Origin of the sequence: Halobacterium sp. CBA1132 (genome assembly GCF_001485535.1) — an archaeon.
Taxonomy (GTDB): domain Archaea; phylum Halobacteriota; class Halobacteria; order Halobacteriales; family Halobacteriaceae; genus Halobacterium.
In genome coordinates this window covers 2,550,297-2,567,099 of sequence record NZ_BCMZ01000001.1, presented here as the reverse complement: position 1 = coordinate 2,567,099, position 16,803 = coordinate 2,550,297, and the positions used below count along the sequence as shown (strand labels likewise).

The following is a 16,803-nucleotide window of genomic DNA, read 5'->3' as shown; positions in this document are numbered from 1 at the left end:
ATGAAGTTGACTGCGAAGCAGCCAACAAATGCTCAACACGCAATGGTTGAGCGCTGTTGAGTCACGGATGTGACCAACAGTCGGTACTCGACCACGGTGGTCGAGTCCAGTGAGCGCCTGGATTGCACTTACACACGGTCGTCATCGTACGTCCTCGTGGTGAACGAGGAGCGTACATAGACCCTTCCCACCCGCACTTTCGCGGGGTGGTGCATCAGTCTTCGTCGCGATTCATCGTTGCGCCGTCTCCCACTTAAGGGGAACGGTTTAAGATGAATCCCGGACGGGATGGACCCACTGGGATTCGAACCCAGGGCATCCTCCTTGCAAAGGAGGCACTCTACCACTGAGCTATGGGCCCACCTCCCGAATCGGGAGGAGGTTAACGTTAGCCTTGATGGTTTGTAGGTGTCCAACTGGTCACGGCGTCGTCGAAAGGTGGGCCAGGGCTACGCCCTGGTCCCGATCGTTAGGAGGTGATCCAGCCGCAGATTCCCCTACGGCTACCTTGTTACGACTTAAGCCCCCTTGCGGAGCCCAGATTCGACCGGCGCATGCCGGCCTCATCCGAACCCCACTCGGGTGCTTTGACGGGCGGTGTGTGCAAGGAGCAGGGACGTATTCACCGCGCGCTGCTGACACGCGATTACTACCGAATCCAGCTTCATGAGGGCGAGTTTCAGCCCTCAATCCGAACTACGATCGAGTTTAGGAGATTAGCGCCTCCTCTCGGAGTTGCATCCCATTGTCTCGACCATTGTAGCCCGCGTGTTGCCCAGCTCATTCGGGGCATACTGACCTACCGTTGCCCGTTCCTTCCTCCGCTTTGGCAGCGGCAGTCCACCTAATGTACCCAGCTACCCAAAGGGTACTGCTGGCAATTAGGAGTGCGGGTCTCGCTCGTTGCCTGACTTAACAGGACGCCTCACGGTACGAGCTGACGGCGGCCATGCACCTCCTCTCAGTAGCATCGGGTAAAGTCATCAACCTGACCGTCATTACTACTGTCGGAGCTGGTGAGATGTCCGGCGTTGAGTCCAATTAAACCGCAGGCTCCTCCGGTTGTAGTGCTCCCCCGCCAATTCCTTTAAGTTTCATCCTTGCAGACGTACTTCCCAGGCGGCCCGCTTCTCGGCTTCCCTACGGCACAGCGCAGGCTCGTAGCCTGCGCCACACCTAGCGGGCATCGTTTACAGCTAGGACTACCCGGGTATCTAATCCGGTTCGAGACCCTAGCTTTCGTCCCTCACTGTCGGATCCGTCCTCCTGAGGCGCTTTCGCCACCGGTGGTCCGTCCAGGATTACAGGATTTCACTCCTACCCCGGACGTACCCCTCAGGTCTTCCGGTCCCAAGCCGAACAGTTTCCGCTGGACGCCTGCCCGTTAAGCGGACAGATTTCCCAACGGACTTGTCCGGCCAGCTACGGACGCTTTAGGCCCAATAATATCGGCCATCACTCGGGCTGCCGGTATTACCGCGGCGGCTGGCACCGGTCTTGCCCAGCCCTTATTCGTGCACCACCTTACGGTGTACAAAAGTGAAGGCTCTATGCCTTCACACTCGGAGTCCCCTTATCGCACTTGCGTACAGTGTAAAGGTTTCGCGCCTGCTGCGCCCCGTAGGGCCCGGAATCTTGTCTCAGATTCCGTCTCCGGGCTCTTGCTCTCACAACCCGTACCGATTATTGGCACGGTGGGCCGTTACCCCACCGTCTACCTAATCGACCGCAGCCACATCCTGTGGCGCCGTAGCGTTTCCAGCTCCACCCATTCCAGGGGTGGAGCATTATTGGGAATTAGCCTCAGTTTCCCGAGATTATTCCCATCCACAGGGTAGTTTGGCCACGTGTTACTGAGCTTTCCGCTGCGGGTCTAAACCCGCACAACTAGCATGGCTAAATCGGACTCCGATAGCAATGGCCTCCGGCAGGATCAACCGGAATGTTTGCTGGGGTTAAACCCCAGCGACCAGAACTAAAAGTCCTGGTTTGGCGGGAACACAAAAGTGTTCCTCATAGCCACGACAAAGCGCCGTGGCCAGTTGGATGTCACCAAACCATCAAGGCTAACATCAGATTCCATCTGTACGGCGGACCGCAGGGGTGGAATCCTCATTCCTTCGGACCTGAACGTAGTCCGCGACAGGTCATAAACCTGCCGGACTTCGTTCGGCCCAAGACGACGTTCGCATTTCCTCCAACGCCCCATTATTACTTAAGGGCATCGAACCAAGCTCGTGAGAGCGTTAGTCGAGGCCCGAAAGCGGGCACGGAAGCATGCGTCAGTCACTCGGGAAACCCGAGTGACCTCATCGTCGTTCGCATTATTCCGAAGTGCCCGGTATCACTTAAGGGCATCGAACCAAACTCGCCGAAGGCGAGGAGTTCGATGCGGGGCGCAGGGATGATTTCAGTGGCGTCGAGATCATCGAGCCACCTCACGTCGTTCGCATCTCATCCGAGTGCCCGGTATCACTTAAGGGCATCGAACCAAACTCGCCGAAGGCGAGGAGTTCGACGCGGGGCGTCGAGGCGTCAATCAGTGGCGTCGGGGTCACCGAGCCACCTCACGTCGTTCGCATCTCATCCGAGTGCTGGGTTACGTAAAACCCCATCGAACCAGGGGCGCTTCGACACGCCACCGCATACCAGAAAACCACGTGACGGCGTACCGTAGACTACGGGTGTGAGTGCCACGTGGGAGGAGGTCGGCCGGTCATCCCGCGCGAGTGCGTGCGGTCGGGCCGAGTGGTGCCCACGCGGTCGACACTACTCGTGGGAGTGACTAAGCCGTTACGCGTCACATACGCGGTCAAAAGATACAGCGAGCGGCGTTAGTCTTCGATGTGGTTGATGCCTTCCTTGGAGACGTTGGCTTTCGTGATCTCGCCGGGCATCCAGTCTGGTTTGTCTCCGGGGGCGTCCTCCTCCCAAGCCCACGCTTCGTAGATGTGGACTTTGTCGGTGCCCTTCTCTCGGAGCCGGAGCTCCTTGCGGTCGGCGCTCTGTTCACTGTCGGCGACGTCCTCGATGCGGCGGGCTGCCTTGAGCGCGGCCTGCCGTGGGGTGTTCCCGCTGAAGACGCTCGTCTCGTCGTCGGATTCTCGGAGCGCGAAGTTGCGCTTGCCGTCCTCACGTACCATGGTTTTGCTCCATGCTACCCGAACACAAGGACGAGTGATAAATATACCGCCGATTTTGCCGGTAGTTTTATGTATTCAGTCGGCTGGTCCGGGGAAAGCGCCGACCCGGACCGCGACAGTTCGCCGATTGTAGCCGCCGTCAGTCCCCGCCAGCGAGCGTCGGGTCAGGCGGTCGGAAGAACTTAAGTACGGTGTGCGGCGAAAGGCAACGTAGACACTTCGCGATGGTTCGCAAGAAGACGCTCAGCCCGAGTGGCGCGAAAGGCGACGACGGGGAGTACCACAACGCGCACGTCAACCTCCACGAGGACGAACTGTCGGTCGCCGGTCTCGACATCGGCGACGAGGTCTTCGTCAGAGTTCGGGAGGACAAAATCATCATCCAGCGGGCCGACCAGGACGACGTCGAACACGACTTCTAACGGGATGTACGGGCTGGCCAAACCGCTGTTGTTCCGACTCCCCCCGGAGACCGCCCACGAGGCGATTACGGGACTGCTCGGCGTCGCACAGAAATTACACCTCGAACGCGCGTACGCGGGGCACTACACAGTCGACGACGACCGGTTGTCCGTCGAGGCGTTCGGCCAGTCGTTCCCGAACCCAGTCGGCGTGGCAGCCGGCTTCGACAAGAACGCCGAGATACCGCGGGCGCTGGCGGCGCTTGGGTTCGGGCACGTGGAAGTCGGCGCGGTGACTGCCGAGGGTCAGCCCGGGAATCCACGGCCGCGGATGTTCCGACTCCGAGCGGACGAGGGCCTCGTCAACCGGATGGGGTTCAACAACGCGGGCGCGGACATCGTGGGCGAGCGCCTCGCGGGACAGCGACTCCCGGACGTGCCCGTGGGCGTGAACATCGGGAAGTCGAAGTCCACACCCCTTGAGAACGCTCCGAGCGACTACCGGTACACGTACGAGCGGGTCGCCGAGGACGGCGACTACTTCGTGGTGAACGTCTCCAGTCCGAACACGCCGGGGCTGCGCGAGCTCCAGAACCGCGAGCAGCTGGCGGCGATTCTGGAGACGCTCCAAGACGCGGGCGCGGCGCCGCTGCTCGTGAAACTCTCGCCGGACCTCCACCGCGACGCAGTCGTGGACGCGGTCGAGTTGGCGAACGAACTGGGGTTGGACGGCGTCGTCGCGACGAACACGACGACCGACCGGCCGGAGTCGCTGCGGAGTCCGAACGCCGCAGAGAAGGGGGGGCTCTCGGGGCGGCCGATTCGCAAGCGCGCGACCGACCAAGTGCGGTTCGTCGCGAAGCGGACAGACCTCCCTGTCGTCGGCGTCGGCGGCGTGTTCACGGCCGAAGACGCCTACGAGAAGATTCGCGCGGGCGCATCCGTGGTGCAACTGTACACCGGCCTCGTCTACCGCGGGCCGGGCATCGCGAAGGACATCAACGAAGGGCTGCTCGAACTGCTGGCCCGCGACGGCTTCGCGTCCGTCGCGGACGCGGTCGGCGTGGACCTGTGATTATCGGAGCGCGTCGAGTTCGAACTCGAAGCCGGCGACCGGCACTTCGACGTCGTGGTCGACGATGACCGCGGGGTGAAGTTCACCGACGACGCCCACTTCTTCGCCGTCGATAACGACGCTAGCAGCGCGCCCGTCGATGAACGAGGGGTGGTCGGTCGCGGGCGTCTCTAAGTCGACGTGGAACTCCTCGCAGAGCGCCGCGAGTCGCGCTTTGGCGTCCTCGTAGGAGGCGTCGTGGCGTGCGAGCACGGCGGCGACGGTGCGGCGTTCGGCGACGCCCGTCTCGGTGGAGTCGTCGACGTGCGCGGCGAACCCGATCTCCGCGAGGTCCTGCGGGTACGACCGGTGGGTGTTGTTTTCGAGGACGGAGGCCAGCGACGGCAGCGCCCACGTCCGGAGGATGGTGAAGTCCTCGCTGTAGGGTTCGTCGATGGTCGCGGGGGCCGCGGCGCCGACGGCGTCGTCGTCGGGGGAGACGCGCATTCGGTCGAAGTTGTCGGCCTCGTTGGTCATGTTGAAGTTCAGAAGGTCCTCGAAACCGAGGCCGACGAGCGTCTCGCGGGCGGCAGCCTCCAGTCGCGAGGTCTCGGTGCGCCCGCCGACGGTGCTGACGTCGGGGTAGCGCGGCACGAGGTCGTTGAACCCGTACGCGCGCCCGATGTCGTCGACGACGTCCACGGGGTGGAGGACGTCGACGCGGTACGGCGGAATCTCCACGTCGTAGGTGAGTTCGTCCCCGCCCTCGGGTTCAGCATCGAGTCCCGCGCGTTCGGCGAGGTCGACGACTTCGTCGGGTTCGAAGTCGATGCCGAGCAGCGTCTCCACGCGCTCGTGGGAGACTCGTTTGGTGCGCACTTCGAAATCGGGGCGCACGAGTTCCGTATCGCCGTACTCGACGGTGACGTTCTCGACGGTGGCGCCGCGGGCGTCGAGCGCGTAACAGATGATGGCGCACATCCGGTCGATGGTCCACTGGTCGGTACCGGTGAGTTCGACGAACAGCTCTCGGGAGTCCGTGGAGACCTCGGTGCGGCGGCCGTTGATGACCGGCGGGAAACTGAACATCCCGATGCCGTCGTAGATGGCGGGGTAGCGGTCGTAGTCGGCGAGCAGGTCGGCGTACTGCTCGCCGGTCGGGTGCTCGGTGAGCACTTCGGCGGGCGTGCGTTCGGCGTCGTCGTCGAGCGCGACGAACGTGTCGCCGTCCGGTTCGATACCGGTGTAGGTGATGGATTTGCCGGGCGAGCCGTCGGCGGTGTCGATGGCTTCGCCTTTGAGCATCGCGAGGTCGTGGATGCCGATGGCGCCTTTCGCGCGCTTGCGGCCCATCGTCGCGTGGAGTTTCTCCTGGAGTTGGATGAGCGAGTCGAGGGCGTCCTCGTCGAGGTCGACGCCGCGGACGACAGCGCCGGTGACGCAGGGCCGGTCGTCAGGGACATCTTCGACCTGAATCGTCCACTCGGCGCCGTTCGTGTCTGGGACGTAGACGCCGCGGGTGTCGCCGTAGTGGTAGCGCAGCGAGCGCGCGATGCCCTCCACGGAGAGGCGGTCGAGGCGGTCGGCCTCGAACTCGAGTTTGAACTCGCCGTTGTCGGTCTCGCCCTCGTACTCGATGCCGAGTCCGAAGAGGTCGTCTTTGAGTTCGTCGTCGCTCTTGTCGGTGTGCCCGGTGAGCGTGCGGAGTTCGTCGGGGTCGATGTCGACGACGGGCATCAGTACACCACCTCCGCGTCCCGCAGGAACTCCAAGTCACACAGCGTCCCGTGGACGTCCCGGATGTCCTCGAAGCCGGTGACGAGCATCAGCAGGCGTTCGAGCGCGAGCCCCCACGCCATCACGTCGGCGTCGACGCCGAGCGGTTCGAGCATCTCCGGGCGGAAGATGCCGGAGTTCCCGATTTCGATGAGTTCGCCGGTCTCGGGGTGGCGCCCGAACAGCTCGAAGCTCGGCTCCGTGTAGGGATTGTACGTGGGTTTGAACTCGATGTCCGTGATGCCGAACTGGCTGTAGAACTCGCGGAACGTCCCCATGAGGTCGCGCACGGAGAGGTCTTCGGCCATCACCCACCCCTCGATCTGGAAGAACTCCAGGAGGTGCGTGGCGTCGAGGGTGTCGTTGCGGTAGGCCTTCTCGACGCTGAAGTACCGCGCGGGCGCCTCCACCTCCTCGCCGGCGACGCCGGAGAGGTAGCGGGCGGTGAGACTCGTCGTGTGTCCGCGGAGCGCGAGCGCACGCGCGAAGTCCTCGTCCCACGGCGAGTGATAGCCGTCGCCGTCCGGCCCGACGCCCTCACGGTGGGCGCGTTCGACGCGCTCGACGAGGTCGTCGGGGAGGTCGTCGATGTTCGCGGGCTGGTCGAGCGCGAACCGGTCCCAGTGGTTGCGCGCGGGGTGGTCCTGGGGCATGAACAGGCAGTCGTTGATGTAGAAGTCCGCGTCGACGTGCGGGCCCTCCATCTCCTGGAAGCCCATGCCGACGAGGACGTCTTTGACGCGCTCGGCGGCCTGCCGGAGGACGTGGGTCTTCCCGGGCGTGTACTCGCCGGCGTCGGCTTCGACGTTGTAGTCGGCGAACTCGGCGTCGCGCCACTCGCCGGACGCGAGCATGTCGGGGGTGAGTTGGCCGACCTGTTCGGCGGACTCGACGCCCGCCATGAGTTCGGTGACGCCCGCCTCAGTCAAGAGGACCGAGCGAACGGTTCGCTCGCGGACGGCGGCGAGGTCGCGGCGCGCCAACTGGTCGAGCACGTCGCTGTCTTCGACGGTCCCGCCGTCAGCGAGCGTGTCGAGCGCGACGGCTTCGGCGTCCTCGCTCGGGTCGGCGTCGGGGTCCGCGGAGAGGTCGCCGCTGTCGATGCTCCCGTAGCCCTTCCGGGCGTAGTTCGAGAGCGCGATGTCGACCTGTGGACCCTCTAGTCCGGACGCGCCGATGACTTCGCCCATCGAGACAGGTTCGTCGTCGGCGCCGAGTTCGAGTGCGGCCTCGTAGAGCCGTACTTCGGGCAGGCCGTCCTCGGCGTACTCGCGGCCTTCGTCTGTCAGTTCGACTTCTTCTTCGACCTCCTCGACGACGTCCACGAGGCCGGCGTCTTCGAGTTCGAACGCCGCGCCCGTGACCGTCTCCGGCGGTCGGTCGATGTCGGCCGCGAGGTCGGCGATGCGTCTCGGTTCGTCGGTGCTCGCCGCTTCGAGCACCGCGACCTGCTGTGGTGGCAGTTTCATTGTGCGTAGGGGTGTGTGGCAGTCAGTTATCCGTTCCGCTCCCGGCCCGAACGGGCGGGTTCGGCCGCGCGGCGACTCTCGCCGGCGCGCGGCGTCCACCGGCCCGCTCAGGCGAAGAAGAAACCGAACCCCGGAGCCGCGGCTGGTTCGGACACGCTGCGACCGGCGTGGGGTTCGGACGCCATGTGCGGGAGCATGGCACGACCAGTGAAAAGAATTCCGTCAGCGGCCCGCTGGCCGAACATCCAGCCCGTCAGGCTCGCGGCTCGCGCATCGCGTGGCTCTGCGCTCGCTCGTTCCGTGCTCTCACTTCGTTCGAGCACGCGCGGAGTCCAGTTCGACGTCGAGGTCAGCCAGCACTTCGCGGGCTTCCTCGCGTTTCTCTTGGTGGTCTTCGAGGAACTCCGCCATGAGTTCGGCGGCCTCCTCCTTGCAACCGCCGCAGAGGCGCTCGCCGCCCGCGCACTCCTCGTAGACGCGCTCGGCGAACTCGTCGTCGTCGGCCGCGAGCAGGTACGCGTACAGCTCGTAGACCGGACACTGGTCGGGTTCGCCGCCGAGTTCGCGCTGCTTCTCGGCGGTCTCGCGGCCGCCCGTGGTCGCGGCCTTGACCTTGTCGTAGCCGTCCTCGGGGTCGTCGAGGAGGCTGATGTGGCTGGCGGGAATCGAGGACGACATCTTCCCGCCCGTGAGCCCCGTCATGAAGCGGTGGTAAATCGAGGACGGCGGCACGAAGCCGTAGCCGCCGTGGTCGACCTCGACGGCGAGCGCGAGGTCCTCGGCGGTCTCCCGGTCGATTTCGAAGGCGTCGACGTGGCCCTCGAAGACGCGCTTCTCGCCGGCGACCTCGTCGATGAGCGCCTCGAACGCCTCGTCGGTCGCCTGCCGGTCGAAGAACCGAATCCGGGGGCGGAGCGGCTCCATCCCCGCGTTGTCGAGTTTCTGTACGACGCCAGCGACCAGTTCGTCGCCGAACTCGGCCGCGAGCGCGTCGTCCTCGCGGAGCCAGTCGGCGGCCTCCGCGCACCGGGGCTGGCTGGCGTCCTCGGCGTACTCCTCTTTGGCGTCGTAGGCCGCGGCGACGAGCGGGCGCTCGTCGTCGTCGAAGGCGACGCTGGCGTACGCCTCGGTCACCTTGAAGTAGCGCGTGCGCTCGGCGAGGTCCCGAGCCAGTCGCATGTGTGGGTCTTGGTCGGGGCCGACCGGAATCACGGTCGGCTTGGACTCCTCCAGTTGCGGGTAGAGGATGTCCGCCATCTGCGTGACGACGCTCTGCATGTGCGAGACGTCGGTCTCGCCGTCGAACCCGTAGATGGCTTCGAACTCAGAGAAGTTCGCCTCCGCGCCGAGCTCGAACGCGAGGTCCTGGAGTTCGCGGTTCGCGGACTGGCGGTAGAGGGTGCCCTCCTCGGCGTCGAAGCCGAGCGCGAGCAGGCTGAGGAGGTAGTCTTTGGCGTGCTCGTCGATTTCGTCCCACGAGAGTCCGCGGGCGGCGTGGGCTTCGAGGTCCGCGATGAGCGCGTACGCGTCGGCGCCCTGCTGTTGGTGCCAGACGATTTCGTCGAACACCATCTTGTGGCCGATGTGGGGGTCGCCCGTCGGCATGAACCCCGACAGCGCGGCGAACGGCTCGTCGTTGCGCATCGCGTCGGCGACGCGGCGGTAGTCGCGGTGCCCGAAGATGATGGCGCGCCGCATCAGGTAGTGCGGGTCCGGCACCTCGTCGATGACGTCGTCGAAGGACTCGATGCCGAACTCGTCGAAGAGCTTGCGGTAGTCCGAGACCGTCGAGGAGCCCCACGGGTCGAGGGCGACGCTGTCGGCGCCGGGCGCCGCCTCGGCGTCCGTCTCGTTGTCTGTGTCGGTCATAGTTAGGGAGTGAGTCTGCTCACGGAGAGCCAGCGAATCGTATCCGCACTGGGATTGTCGAGCGCAAAAACCATTCGCTTCCGGACCCCGTGAGCGAGGCGCACGTCCAGCGAGACGTCTCGCGGCGCGAACACGTAGTCGGCGGGGAGCACCCGAACGAGCAGTTCGGAGTGGCCGAGTTCGTCGACGGACTCGACCTCGCTGTACACGCGGAAGTCCGCGCCGAACTTGAACCCGGTCTTGGGCACCATCCCGCGGTCGCGGAGCGCGCGGTAGACGCGCAGCCGGCGGTCGAAGCGGTCGGCCTCGCCGGCGCGCCCGCGCTCCACGACCGCTTCCACGTCGTCGTCCCCGAGGTCGAGGACGCCCTGCGCGGCGAGGTACGCGGCTTCCAACAGCGAGAGCTGGAGCGCGTCGTACTCGGCCGCGCGGCCGCCGAGTGGCTGCCCGTAGAACCCCTGTTCGTGGAGTTCGCTGGGCGCGTCCCAGACGAGCACGCGGTCTTCGAGGAGCGTCCCGCTGACGGCGGTCGGCGGCGCGAAGTCGGTGTCGCCGTCCGGGTCGGTGGCGGCGACATCGAGGTACGTGATTTCGCTCTCCTCGTCGACGACCGCGAGCACGACATCGCCGAGGTCGCCGGCGGGTATCGTCGAGCGCTCGTCGACGACGCGAATCCGGTGTTTCACGACGCCGTCGCCGGGGCCGTTCCCTCGCGGGAACACCACGAAGTCGCCGTCGCCGGGGTCGGCCCACCACGGCTGGCGGTCGGGCGCGAGGTAGAACCCGCGGTCGCGGAGGTCCGCGTAGACGAGGAAGCGCGCAGGGAAGCCGGCGCCGCGGGCCGTGAAGAACTCCCGGAACCCGGCGCCGTCGACGGCGTCGAGGTCGCCGCGGAACAGCAGGTGTGCGGCCTCCACGAGCGACAGCGCGATGGCGTTGCCGTCGAGCGGGTGGCCGTACCCGCGGGCGTCGTGGAACCGCTGGCGGGCGTCTCCGCCGACTCGGACCTCGTCGCCGTGTAGCTCGCCGTCCATACCGGGAGCGTCGCGCGCCCGACGTTCAACTGTTGCGGTCGCGCCCTCCCGCACTCGGCGTCCGCTCGCAGTCACTGTCCAGGCACCGCCGCCCGCTCGGCGTCTCGAAGACCGGTAGCCCGCACTCACAGGTCCCGTCGACGGTCCCGTGGGGGAGCCGGTGGCTGGCGCCGCAGTCCGGACAGGTCGCGTGGAGCCCGCGGTCGGCCTCGATTTCGAGTGCGGCGCCACACAGACACGCCCACTCGCCGTCGAAGCGCTCGGCGACGACGTCGGCGATGGGCGTGCAGTCGCGGTCCAGACACGCCGTCACCGCGCCGCCGCGTTCCACCCGCAACTGGGGGAGCCCGCAGTCCGGACAGGCTTCGTCGACGACGGCGGCGTCCCGCGGAATCGCGTAACTCGTCCGGCAGTCGATACAGACGACGCGGCCGCCGTCCCGCACGAGCGTGCCGTCGCACTCGCACGTCCCGACCGGCGGTCCGGCGGGCGACGCGGGATAGTGGGCGTCGCCGTGCTCGGTCGCGCTCTCGACGACGAGCCGTTCGTCGCCGTCCGCCGCGTCGATGCGGAACCCGCGGGCGTCCCGCGTGTACCGGACGACGCCCGGGCGCGTGAGCCACGCCGCGGGCTGGTAGCCGTCCGCGTCGTGGACGAGCACGGTGTCGTCGGGCTTCACGATGACGACGACATCCCCGCGGAGGTCGCGCTCGGTTCGCCCATCGCTCTCGTAGCGGACGGCACACTCGCCGGCGAGCACGCGAATCGCGTCCTGCATGACCCGGATTGGTCCCGGTTTCGTACTTGAACCTACGCGCTACTCCACGCGCACCGCCCGCGTCTCGGTGACGGGCAACAGCGGGAGGTCCGAGAAGGAGACGGTGACCTCGAATTCGAGAACGTCGGCGTCCGCGCCGAACACGCCCACGGGCACGGAGAGTTCGTCGTCGAGGTAGCCGGTGGTCTCGGTCATCTCGACGCTATTGACGGTGACGGCGACGCCCGTGGCCGCGCCGCCGCCCGCGTTCCGCACGACAACCTCGCACATCTGGTTGTCGCCGGCCGCGATGCTGTCGGGGAGGTCGCTCCAGTCGACGACGACCTCGGGCATCCCGGTAGCCTGCTCGTAGACGCTCTCCGCGACGCCCGGGCCGAGCCCGGCTTCTTCGAGGCCGCCCTCGCCGGCGTCGCGGACATCCGCGGGCGTCTCGATGCCCTCGTCGGCGAGCTTGTGCGCGCGGCCAGCGGCCACGCCGTCGAGCGCGGTCAGGCCGACCGCGTCCTCGGGGACGCCGGTGTCGATGCGGGCTTCGAGGCGGGCGGCGACGTTCGCGCCCGCGGGGTCGTCGTAGCGCTCGAAGAACGCGCCCAGCGCGGCGAGCAGGCGGAGCGCGTTCTGCTTGATGACCCACGCGTCCGAGCGCAGTTCCGGCGGGATGGAGCCGTCCATGCTCCCGCGCAGAATCGCGAGGACCTTCCGCGGGCCGGAGTCGAGGTCGTCGGCCTCGCTGCCGACGATGCGGTCGACGGCGTCGCGCTCGGACTTGCGCGCGCTCACGCTGTCGAACTCGCCGGCCTTCGCGACCGCGCGGAGCACGCTGTCGGCGTCACCCTCGCCGTCGGCCACGTCGCGGAACTCGCCCGCGGTGTCGAGTCGGAGGTAGTACGTCGACGCGAGCACGCCCAGTCGAGTCGCGGAGAGTCCGAGGTCGTCGTCGGTCTCCACGAACCCCTCCTCGACGAGGTCGTCGAGAGTGTCCCGGACGCGGTCCCGGAGCCCCGGGAAGTCGTAGTCGTCGGGTTCGGACTGCGCGCGCTGGTAGTAGAACGTCGTCTCCAGCCAGTCCATCACGTCGCCGAGCCCCCGAATCGTGCCCATCGCGATTTCGGCGTTCAGGTGCTCTGCGAGGTTCCCCGCCAGCCGGGACTCGATTTCCTTGCCCTCGCGGAGGAGTTCGCGGTACATGTCGGCGTCCGACTCGTCGCAGACCACCCAGCCGTAGCCGACGTCGTCGTAGCCGGGGCGGCCCGCGCGCCCGAGCATCTGGAGGACATCCAGCGGGCTCATGTCCACCTCGCCTTCGAGGGGGTCGTGGAGTTTCGTGTCCCGGATGACGACGCAGCGCGCGGGGAGGTTGACGCCCCACGCCAGCGTCGACGTCGAGAACAGGATGCGAATCTTGCCCTCCCGGAACCACTCCTCGACGAGGTTCTTGTCGTTCGTCGAGAGGCCGGCGTGGTGGAACGCCACGCCGTCGAGCACGGACTTCCGGAGCGTCGCGTTGTCCAGTTCCTCGGTCTCGGTGTGGAACTCGTAGTCGCCCCGCGAGCCGACGGGGATGTCGCGCTCGCCGATTTCGTCCCGCGTCTTCTTCGCGGCCTGCACGGTGTCCTGCCGGCTGGAGACGAACACGAGCGCCTGGCCGTCCTCGCGGAGGTGGGGTTCGACGAGGTCCAGCGTCGTGAACAGCCGACGGTACTTGTCCGCGAACGGGTTGTCGCCGTGCGTGTACGTCCGCACGCCCGCGTGGAGGTCCACGGGCCGGTAGTCGTCGCCGAACTCGAAGGTCGTCTCCGGGTCGGCGTCGAGCCACGCCGCCACGTCGTCGATGTTCGGCATCGTCGCCGACAGCGCGACCACGCGCGGGTCGCAGAGCCGCCGCCAGCGCGACACCACCACTTCCAGCACGCTGCCGCGCTTCTCGGAGTCCAGCAGGTGGACCTCGTCGATGACGACGCAGTCCACGTCCGTGACGAACGAGTAGCGCGGCGAGTCGTGTTTCCGGGTGGCGGAGTCGGCCTTCTCCGGCGTCATCACGAGCACGTCCGCGCGCTCCGCGCGCCGGGGGTTGAGGTCCCGCTCGCCAGTGACGACGTACACCGAGTAGCCGAGCTCCTCGAAGCGCTCCCACTCGGACTCCTTCTCGTTGGTGAGCGCGCGCAGCGGCGCGACGAACACCGCGGTGCCGCCGGCGTCGAGGGTCTGGCAGATGGCCAGTTCCGCGAGCGCGGTCTTCCCGCTGCCCGTCGGGGCGGACGCGACGACGTTGGCCTCGGAGTTCACGAGCGCTGGCACCGCCTCGCGCTGCATCTCGTTGAACTCGTCGAAGGGGAAGGCGTCGGCGAACTCGGGGACGACCTCGGCGACTTCCATCACCAGTTGGGGAAGGCGGGTGGGCGGATAGGCGTTTCCTTAGTGGCGTGAGTCGGAGGGAGTGAGCGAAGCGAACGACCGAGACTCACGGATACAGCGAACGGCGACCACCGGGAGCCGTGAGCAGCGCGGTTCGGAAGGAGCGAACGAAGTGAGCGACTGAGAACCACGTCGACGCGAGCGGGGAGCGCGTGCCCGAGCGAAGTGAGGGCACGGAGTGGCGAGCGGGGAGGAACGACCCGCGAGCGGCATGAGTCGGAGGGAGAACGGGTCTGAGCGCACCGAAAACCACGTCGACGCGACCACTCAGTCGGCGGCGTCGGCACTCATCGAGGACGCGACGCGTCGGAGGAGGCCGCGGTTCGTCGAGTAGTAGAAGTAGGCGGTGACGCCGATGGCGGCGGCGGCGTTCGAAATCGTAATCGCCCAGAATGCGGCGTACACCGGCACGGAGAGCACGACGACGTACGCGCCGACGGCCGCGATGGGGAGGCGGACGGCCCAGTACTGGAGCGTCGTTGCGACCATCGAGACGGTGGTCTTGCCGGCGCCGTTGAATCCACCCTGCACGGGGTAGATGACGCCGAACGCCCAGTAGCCGACGGCGAGAATCTGGAGGTACGCGACGGTGTACGTGAGCGCGTCGCCGTCGAGGCTGGGCGCGAACGCGCTCGCGATGCGGCCGGGAATCGAGAACTGGGCGGCGCCGACGACGGCGAGCGCGACCGTCGCGACGCCCGCTGCGAGCCACGTCGCGCGGGTCGCACGGGCGGGGCGTTCGGCGCCGAGGTTCTGACCGACGACGCTGGAGACGGCGCTACCGACGGCGATAGCGGGGACGAACGCGAGCGTCGAGATGCGCATGCCGACGGTGTACGCCGCGAGTCCGGCGCTCCCGCCGACGCCGGAGACGATGGCGACCATGAGGAGGCGCGCGGTCTGCCGGCCGCCCTCCTGACCGGCTTTGGGGACGCCGACCTCGAGGACGTCGCGCAGCGAGTCGAGGCGGAGGCGCACCGCGTCGCGCGTGTACGCGAAGTCGGTGCGGTCGGTGGTGGCGAGCGCGACGGCGATACCGAACCCGACGACGTAGCCGGCGGCGGTGCCGAGCGCGGCGCCGAAGACGCCGTAGCCGGTGAACCCACCGATACCCCAGCCGACGACGAGGAACGGGTCGAGGGCGACGTTGACGGCGACGACGGCGACGTTGACGGCGAGCGCCGCGCGGGAGTCCCCCCAGCCGACGAACGCGCCCTCGATGGCGTCGCTCATCCCGCCGAACACCATCCCGGCGAGCACGACGACGAGGTAGACGGCGCCGAGTTCGACGACGGCTCGGCCGGGGTCGAACAGCGCGAGCACGTCGGCGGCGAACACGGACGCCAGCGCGAGCGCAACGAGGTTGAACGCGAGCGCGACGACGACGGCGTGGAAGGCGGCGCGGCGCGCGGCGGCGTCGGCGTCGGCGCCGGCGTGCTGGGCGACGAGGACCTGCCCGCCGGTGAGCGCGACGTGGTTCCCGAGCGTCAGGAGCGCGAGGAGGGGCGCGACGAGACCGACGGCGGCGACCGCGTCCCCGCTGACGCGGCCGAGCCAGAACGCGTCGACGACCTGCTGGAGGACGATGACGTACTGCTGGGCGACCAGTGGCGCGGCGACGTAGAACAGCGCCCGGGAGAGCGCGCCGTCGGTTATATCCTCGCGGGAAACGTCAAACATTTTCTTCTTCGAGTGTAGTTTGAATGTCGACTCACGCCCTCTTTAACGTATGGGGTGCGCTCGCACAGCGCGGCGGGGTAGCGCCGAACCCCACAGTTTTTGCAGTCCCCCGCGAAGGGATGTCTATGAGCAGTCGGCGGAAGCCGGACTGGCTGAAGATGCGGCCCCCGTCCGGAGAGCGATTCACGGACATCAAGGAGACGCTCCGGGACCACGACCTCCACACCGTGTGCGAGGAGGCGTCGTGCCCGAACATGGGCGAGTGCTGGAGCGGCCGCAACGGCCCGGGCACCGCGACGTTCATGCTGATGGGCGACCGGTGCTCGCGGGGCTGCAACTTCTGCGACGTCGAGACCGGGGGGATGGAGCCGCTGGACCCCGAGGAGCCGGCGAACGTCGCGGAGTCCGTCGCGGAAATCGGGTTGGACTACGTGGTGTTGACGTCAGTCGACCGCGACGATCTCGACGACCAGGGCGCGGCGCACTTCGCGCAGACGATTCGGGAGATCAAGGACCGCGACCCCTCGATTCTGGTGGAGGTGCTGATTCCGGACTTCCGGGGGAGGAGGAACTCGTGCGGAAGATTATCGACGCGAACCCCGACGTCATCGCGCACAACGTCGAGACGATCGAGCGCCGCCAGTTCCCGGTTCGGGACCGCCGCGCGGGCTACGAGCAGTCCCTCGCGGTGCTCGACCAGGTGAACCGCGAGTCCGACATCTATACGAAAACGAGCCTGATGTTGGGCGTGGGCGAGTACGACCACGAGGTGTACCAGACGCTCGCGGACCTCCGCGAGGTGGGCGTGGACGTGGTGACGCTCGGGCAGTACCTCCAGCCGTCGCGCTCGCACCTCGACGTCGCCGACTACGTCCACCCGCAGAAGTTCGAGACGTGGCGCCGCGTCGCCGAGACGGAGTTCGACTTCCTCTACTGCGCGTCCGGCCCGATGGTCCGGTCCTCCTACAAGGCCGGGGAGTTGTTCGTCGACGCGGTGCTTCGGGAGGGGAAGAGCATCGAGGAGGCGCGCGAGGCGGCGCAAAGCGCCGCCTCGGACTGAGCGAGCGGCGGTCAGCCGCGAGCAGGGAGGACGCCCGAAGGGCGGCCTCCGACTGAGTGAGCGGGGAGCGAAGCGACCCGCGAACCGCGCGAGATGCGGCCCGACGGGCCGCCTCGGACTGAGC

The 16,803-nt window shown here is 67.1% G+C and carries 10 protein-coding genes, 1 tRNA gene, 1 rRNA gene and 1 pseudogene; 3 read left to right on the top strand and 10 right to left on the bottom strand.

Translation table 11 applies throughout. The annotated features are described in order from the left end of the window. Nucleotides 1-289: 289 nt before the first annotated feature. The 3 genes from AVZ66_RS13430 to AVZ66_RS13420 all read right to left on the bottom strand — a co-directional run bounded on the left by AVZ66_RS13430 (nt 290) and on the right by AVZ66_RS13420 (nt 3,143). A tRNA-Ala gene (locus tag AVZ66_RS13430) sits at nt 290-361 on the bottom strand. 110 nt (nt 362-471) lie between these two features. Then, a 16S ribosomal RNA gene (locus AVZ66_RS13425) occupies nt 472-1,944 on the bottom strand. An 890-nt stretch (nt 1,945-2,834) separates the two neighbouring features. Further along, the gene (locus tag AVZ66_RS13420; RefSeq protein WP_058984576.1) at nt 2,835-3,143 is read right to left on the bottom strand and encodes a non-histone chromosomal MC1 family protein; all 309 of its coding nucleotides are present in this window, start codon (nt 3,141-3,143) and stop codon (nt 2,835-2,837) included. A gap of 224 nt (nt 3,144-3,367) precedes the next feature. Here AVZ66_RS13420 and AVZ66_RS13415 point away from each other — a divergent pair, with 224 nt between their 5' ends. Together AVZ66_RS13415 and AVZ66_RS13410 are read left to right on the top strand one after the other, a co-directional pair. Continuing rightward, entirely contained in the window at nt 3,368-3,565 is a 198-nt protein-coding gene (locus AVZ66_RS13415; protein ID WP_058984575.1) for an AbrB/MazE/SpoVT family DNA-binding domain-containing protein, read from the top strand. 4 nt (nt 3,566-3,569) lie between these two features. Continuing rightward, a complete protein-coding gene (locus AVZ66_RS13410) occupies nt 3,570-4,619 on the top strand; it encodes a quinone-dependent dihydroorotate dehydrogenase (protein ID WP_058984574.1) in 1,050 nt (349 codons plus the stop codon). Here AVZ66_RS13410 and pheT read toward each other — a convergent pair whose 3' ends face one another. The 7 genes from pheT to AVZ66_RS13375 form a co-directional block, all read right to left on the bottom strand. Then, on the bottom strand, nt 4,620-6,335 hold the full coding sequence (gene pheT / locus AVZ66_RS13405) for a phenylalanine--tRNA ligase subunit beta (RefSeq protein WP_058984573.1): 1,716 nt from the start codon (nt 6,333-6,335) through the stop codon (nt 4,620-4,622). It lies immediately after the preceding gene. Continuing rightward, nucleotides 6,335-7,843: a phenylalanine--tRNA ligase subunit alpha gene (locus tag AVZ66_RS13400; protein WP_058984572.1), complete on the bottom strand. Its 1,509-nt coding sequence runs from the start codon at nt 7,841-7,843 to the stop codon at nt 6,335-6,337. The genes pheT and AVZ66_RS13400 overlap by 1 nt, the downstream gene beginning before the upstream one ends. A 306-nt stretch (nt 7,844-8,149) precedes the next feature. Next, nucleotides 8,150-9,712, bottom strand: coding sequence for a tryptophan--tRNA ligase (locus tag AVZ66_RS13395; protein WP_058984571.1), 1,563 nt, complete (start codon nt 9,710-9,712; stop codon nt 8,150-8,152). A 2-nt stretch (nt 9,713-9,714) separates the two neighbouring features. After that, nucleotides 9,715-10,746, bottom strand: a complete 1,032-nt coding sequence (gene endA / locus AVZ66_RS13390; protein WP_058984570.1) for a tRNA-intron lyase — start codon at nt 10,744-10,746, stop codon at nt 9,715-9,717. A 25-nt stretch (nt 10,747-10,771) separates the two neighbouring features. Beyond that, on the bottom strand, nt 10,772-11,524 hold the full coding sequence (locus AVZ66_RS13385; protein WP_058984569.1) for an endonuclease NucS domain-containing protein: 753 nt from the start codon (nt 11,522-11,524) through the stop codon (nt 10,772-10,774). Nucleotides 11,525-11,563: 39 nt separating this feature from the next. Further along, on the bottom strand, nt 11,564-13,900 hold the full coding sequence (locus AVZ66_RS13380) for a DEAD/DEAH box helicase (protein ID WP_058984568.1): 2,337 nt from the start codon (nt 13,898-13,900) through the stop codon (nt 11,564-11,566). Nucleotides 13,901-14,206: 306 nt separating this feature from the next. Then, entirely contained in the window at nt 14,207-15,619 is a 1,413-nt protein-coding gene (locus AVZ66_RS13375; protein ID WP_058984567.1) for an MATE family efflux transporter, read from the bottom strand. A gap of 125 nt (nt 15,620-15,744) precedes the next feature. Here AVZ66_RS13375 and lipA point away from each other — a divergent pair. After that, nucleotides 15,745-16,679, top strand: a pseudogene (lipA, locus tag AVZ66_RS13370) (lipoyl synthase). The last annotated feature ends 124 nt before the right edge of the window (nt 16,680-16,803 follow it).

What these genes read in the sequence shown, in the direction of transcription:
- AVZ66_RS13420 (WP_058984576.1), bottom strand. Translation starts at nt 3,143, where the DNA reads ATGGTACGTGAGGACGGCAAGCGCAACTTCGCGCTCCGAGAATCCGAC.
- AVZ66_RS13415 (WP_058984575.1), top strand. Translation starts at nt 3,368, where the DNA reads ATGGTTCGCAAGAAGACGCTCAGCCCGAGTGGCGCGAAAGGCGACGAC.
- AVZ66_RS13410 (WP_058984574.1), top strand. Translation starts at nt 3,570, where the DNA reads ATGTACGGGCTGGCCAAACCGCTGTTGTTCCGACTCCCCCCGGAGACC.
- pheT (WP_058984573.1), bottom strand. Translation starts at nt 6,335, where the DNA reads ATGCCCGTCGTCGACATCGACCCCGACGAACTCCGCACGCTCACCGGG.
- AVZ66_RS13400 (WP_058984572.1), bottom strand. Translation starts at nt 7,843, where the DNA reads ATGAAACTGCCACCACAGCAGGTCGCGGTGCTCGAAGCGGCGAGCACC.
- AVZ66_RS13395 (WP_058984571.1), bottom strand. Translation starts at nt 9,712, where the DNA reads ATGACCGACACAGACAACGAGACGGACGCCGAGGCGGCGCCCGGCGCC.
- endA (WP_058984570.1), bottom strand. Translation starts at nt 10,746, where the DNA reads ATGGACGGCGAGCTACACGGCGACGAGGTCCGAGTCGGCGGAGACGCC.
- AVZ66_RS13385 (WP_058984569.1), bottom strand. Translation starts at nt 11,524, where the DNA reads ATGCAGGACGCGATTCGCGTGCTCGCCGGCGAGTGTGCCGTCCGCTAC.
- AVZ66_RS13380 (WP_058984568.1), bottom strand. Translation starts at nt 13,900, where the DNA reads ATGGAAGTCGCCGAGGTCGTCCCCGAGTTCGCCGACGCCTTCCCCTTC.
- AVZ66_RS13375 (WP_058984567.1), bottom strand. Translation starts at nt 15,619, where the DNA reads ATGTTTGACGTTTCCCGCGAGGATATAACCGACGGCGCGCTCTCCCGG.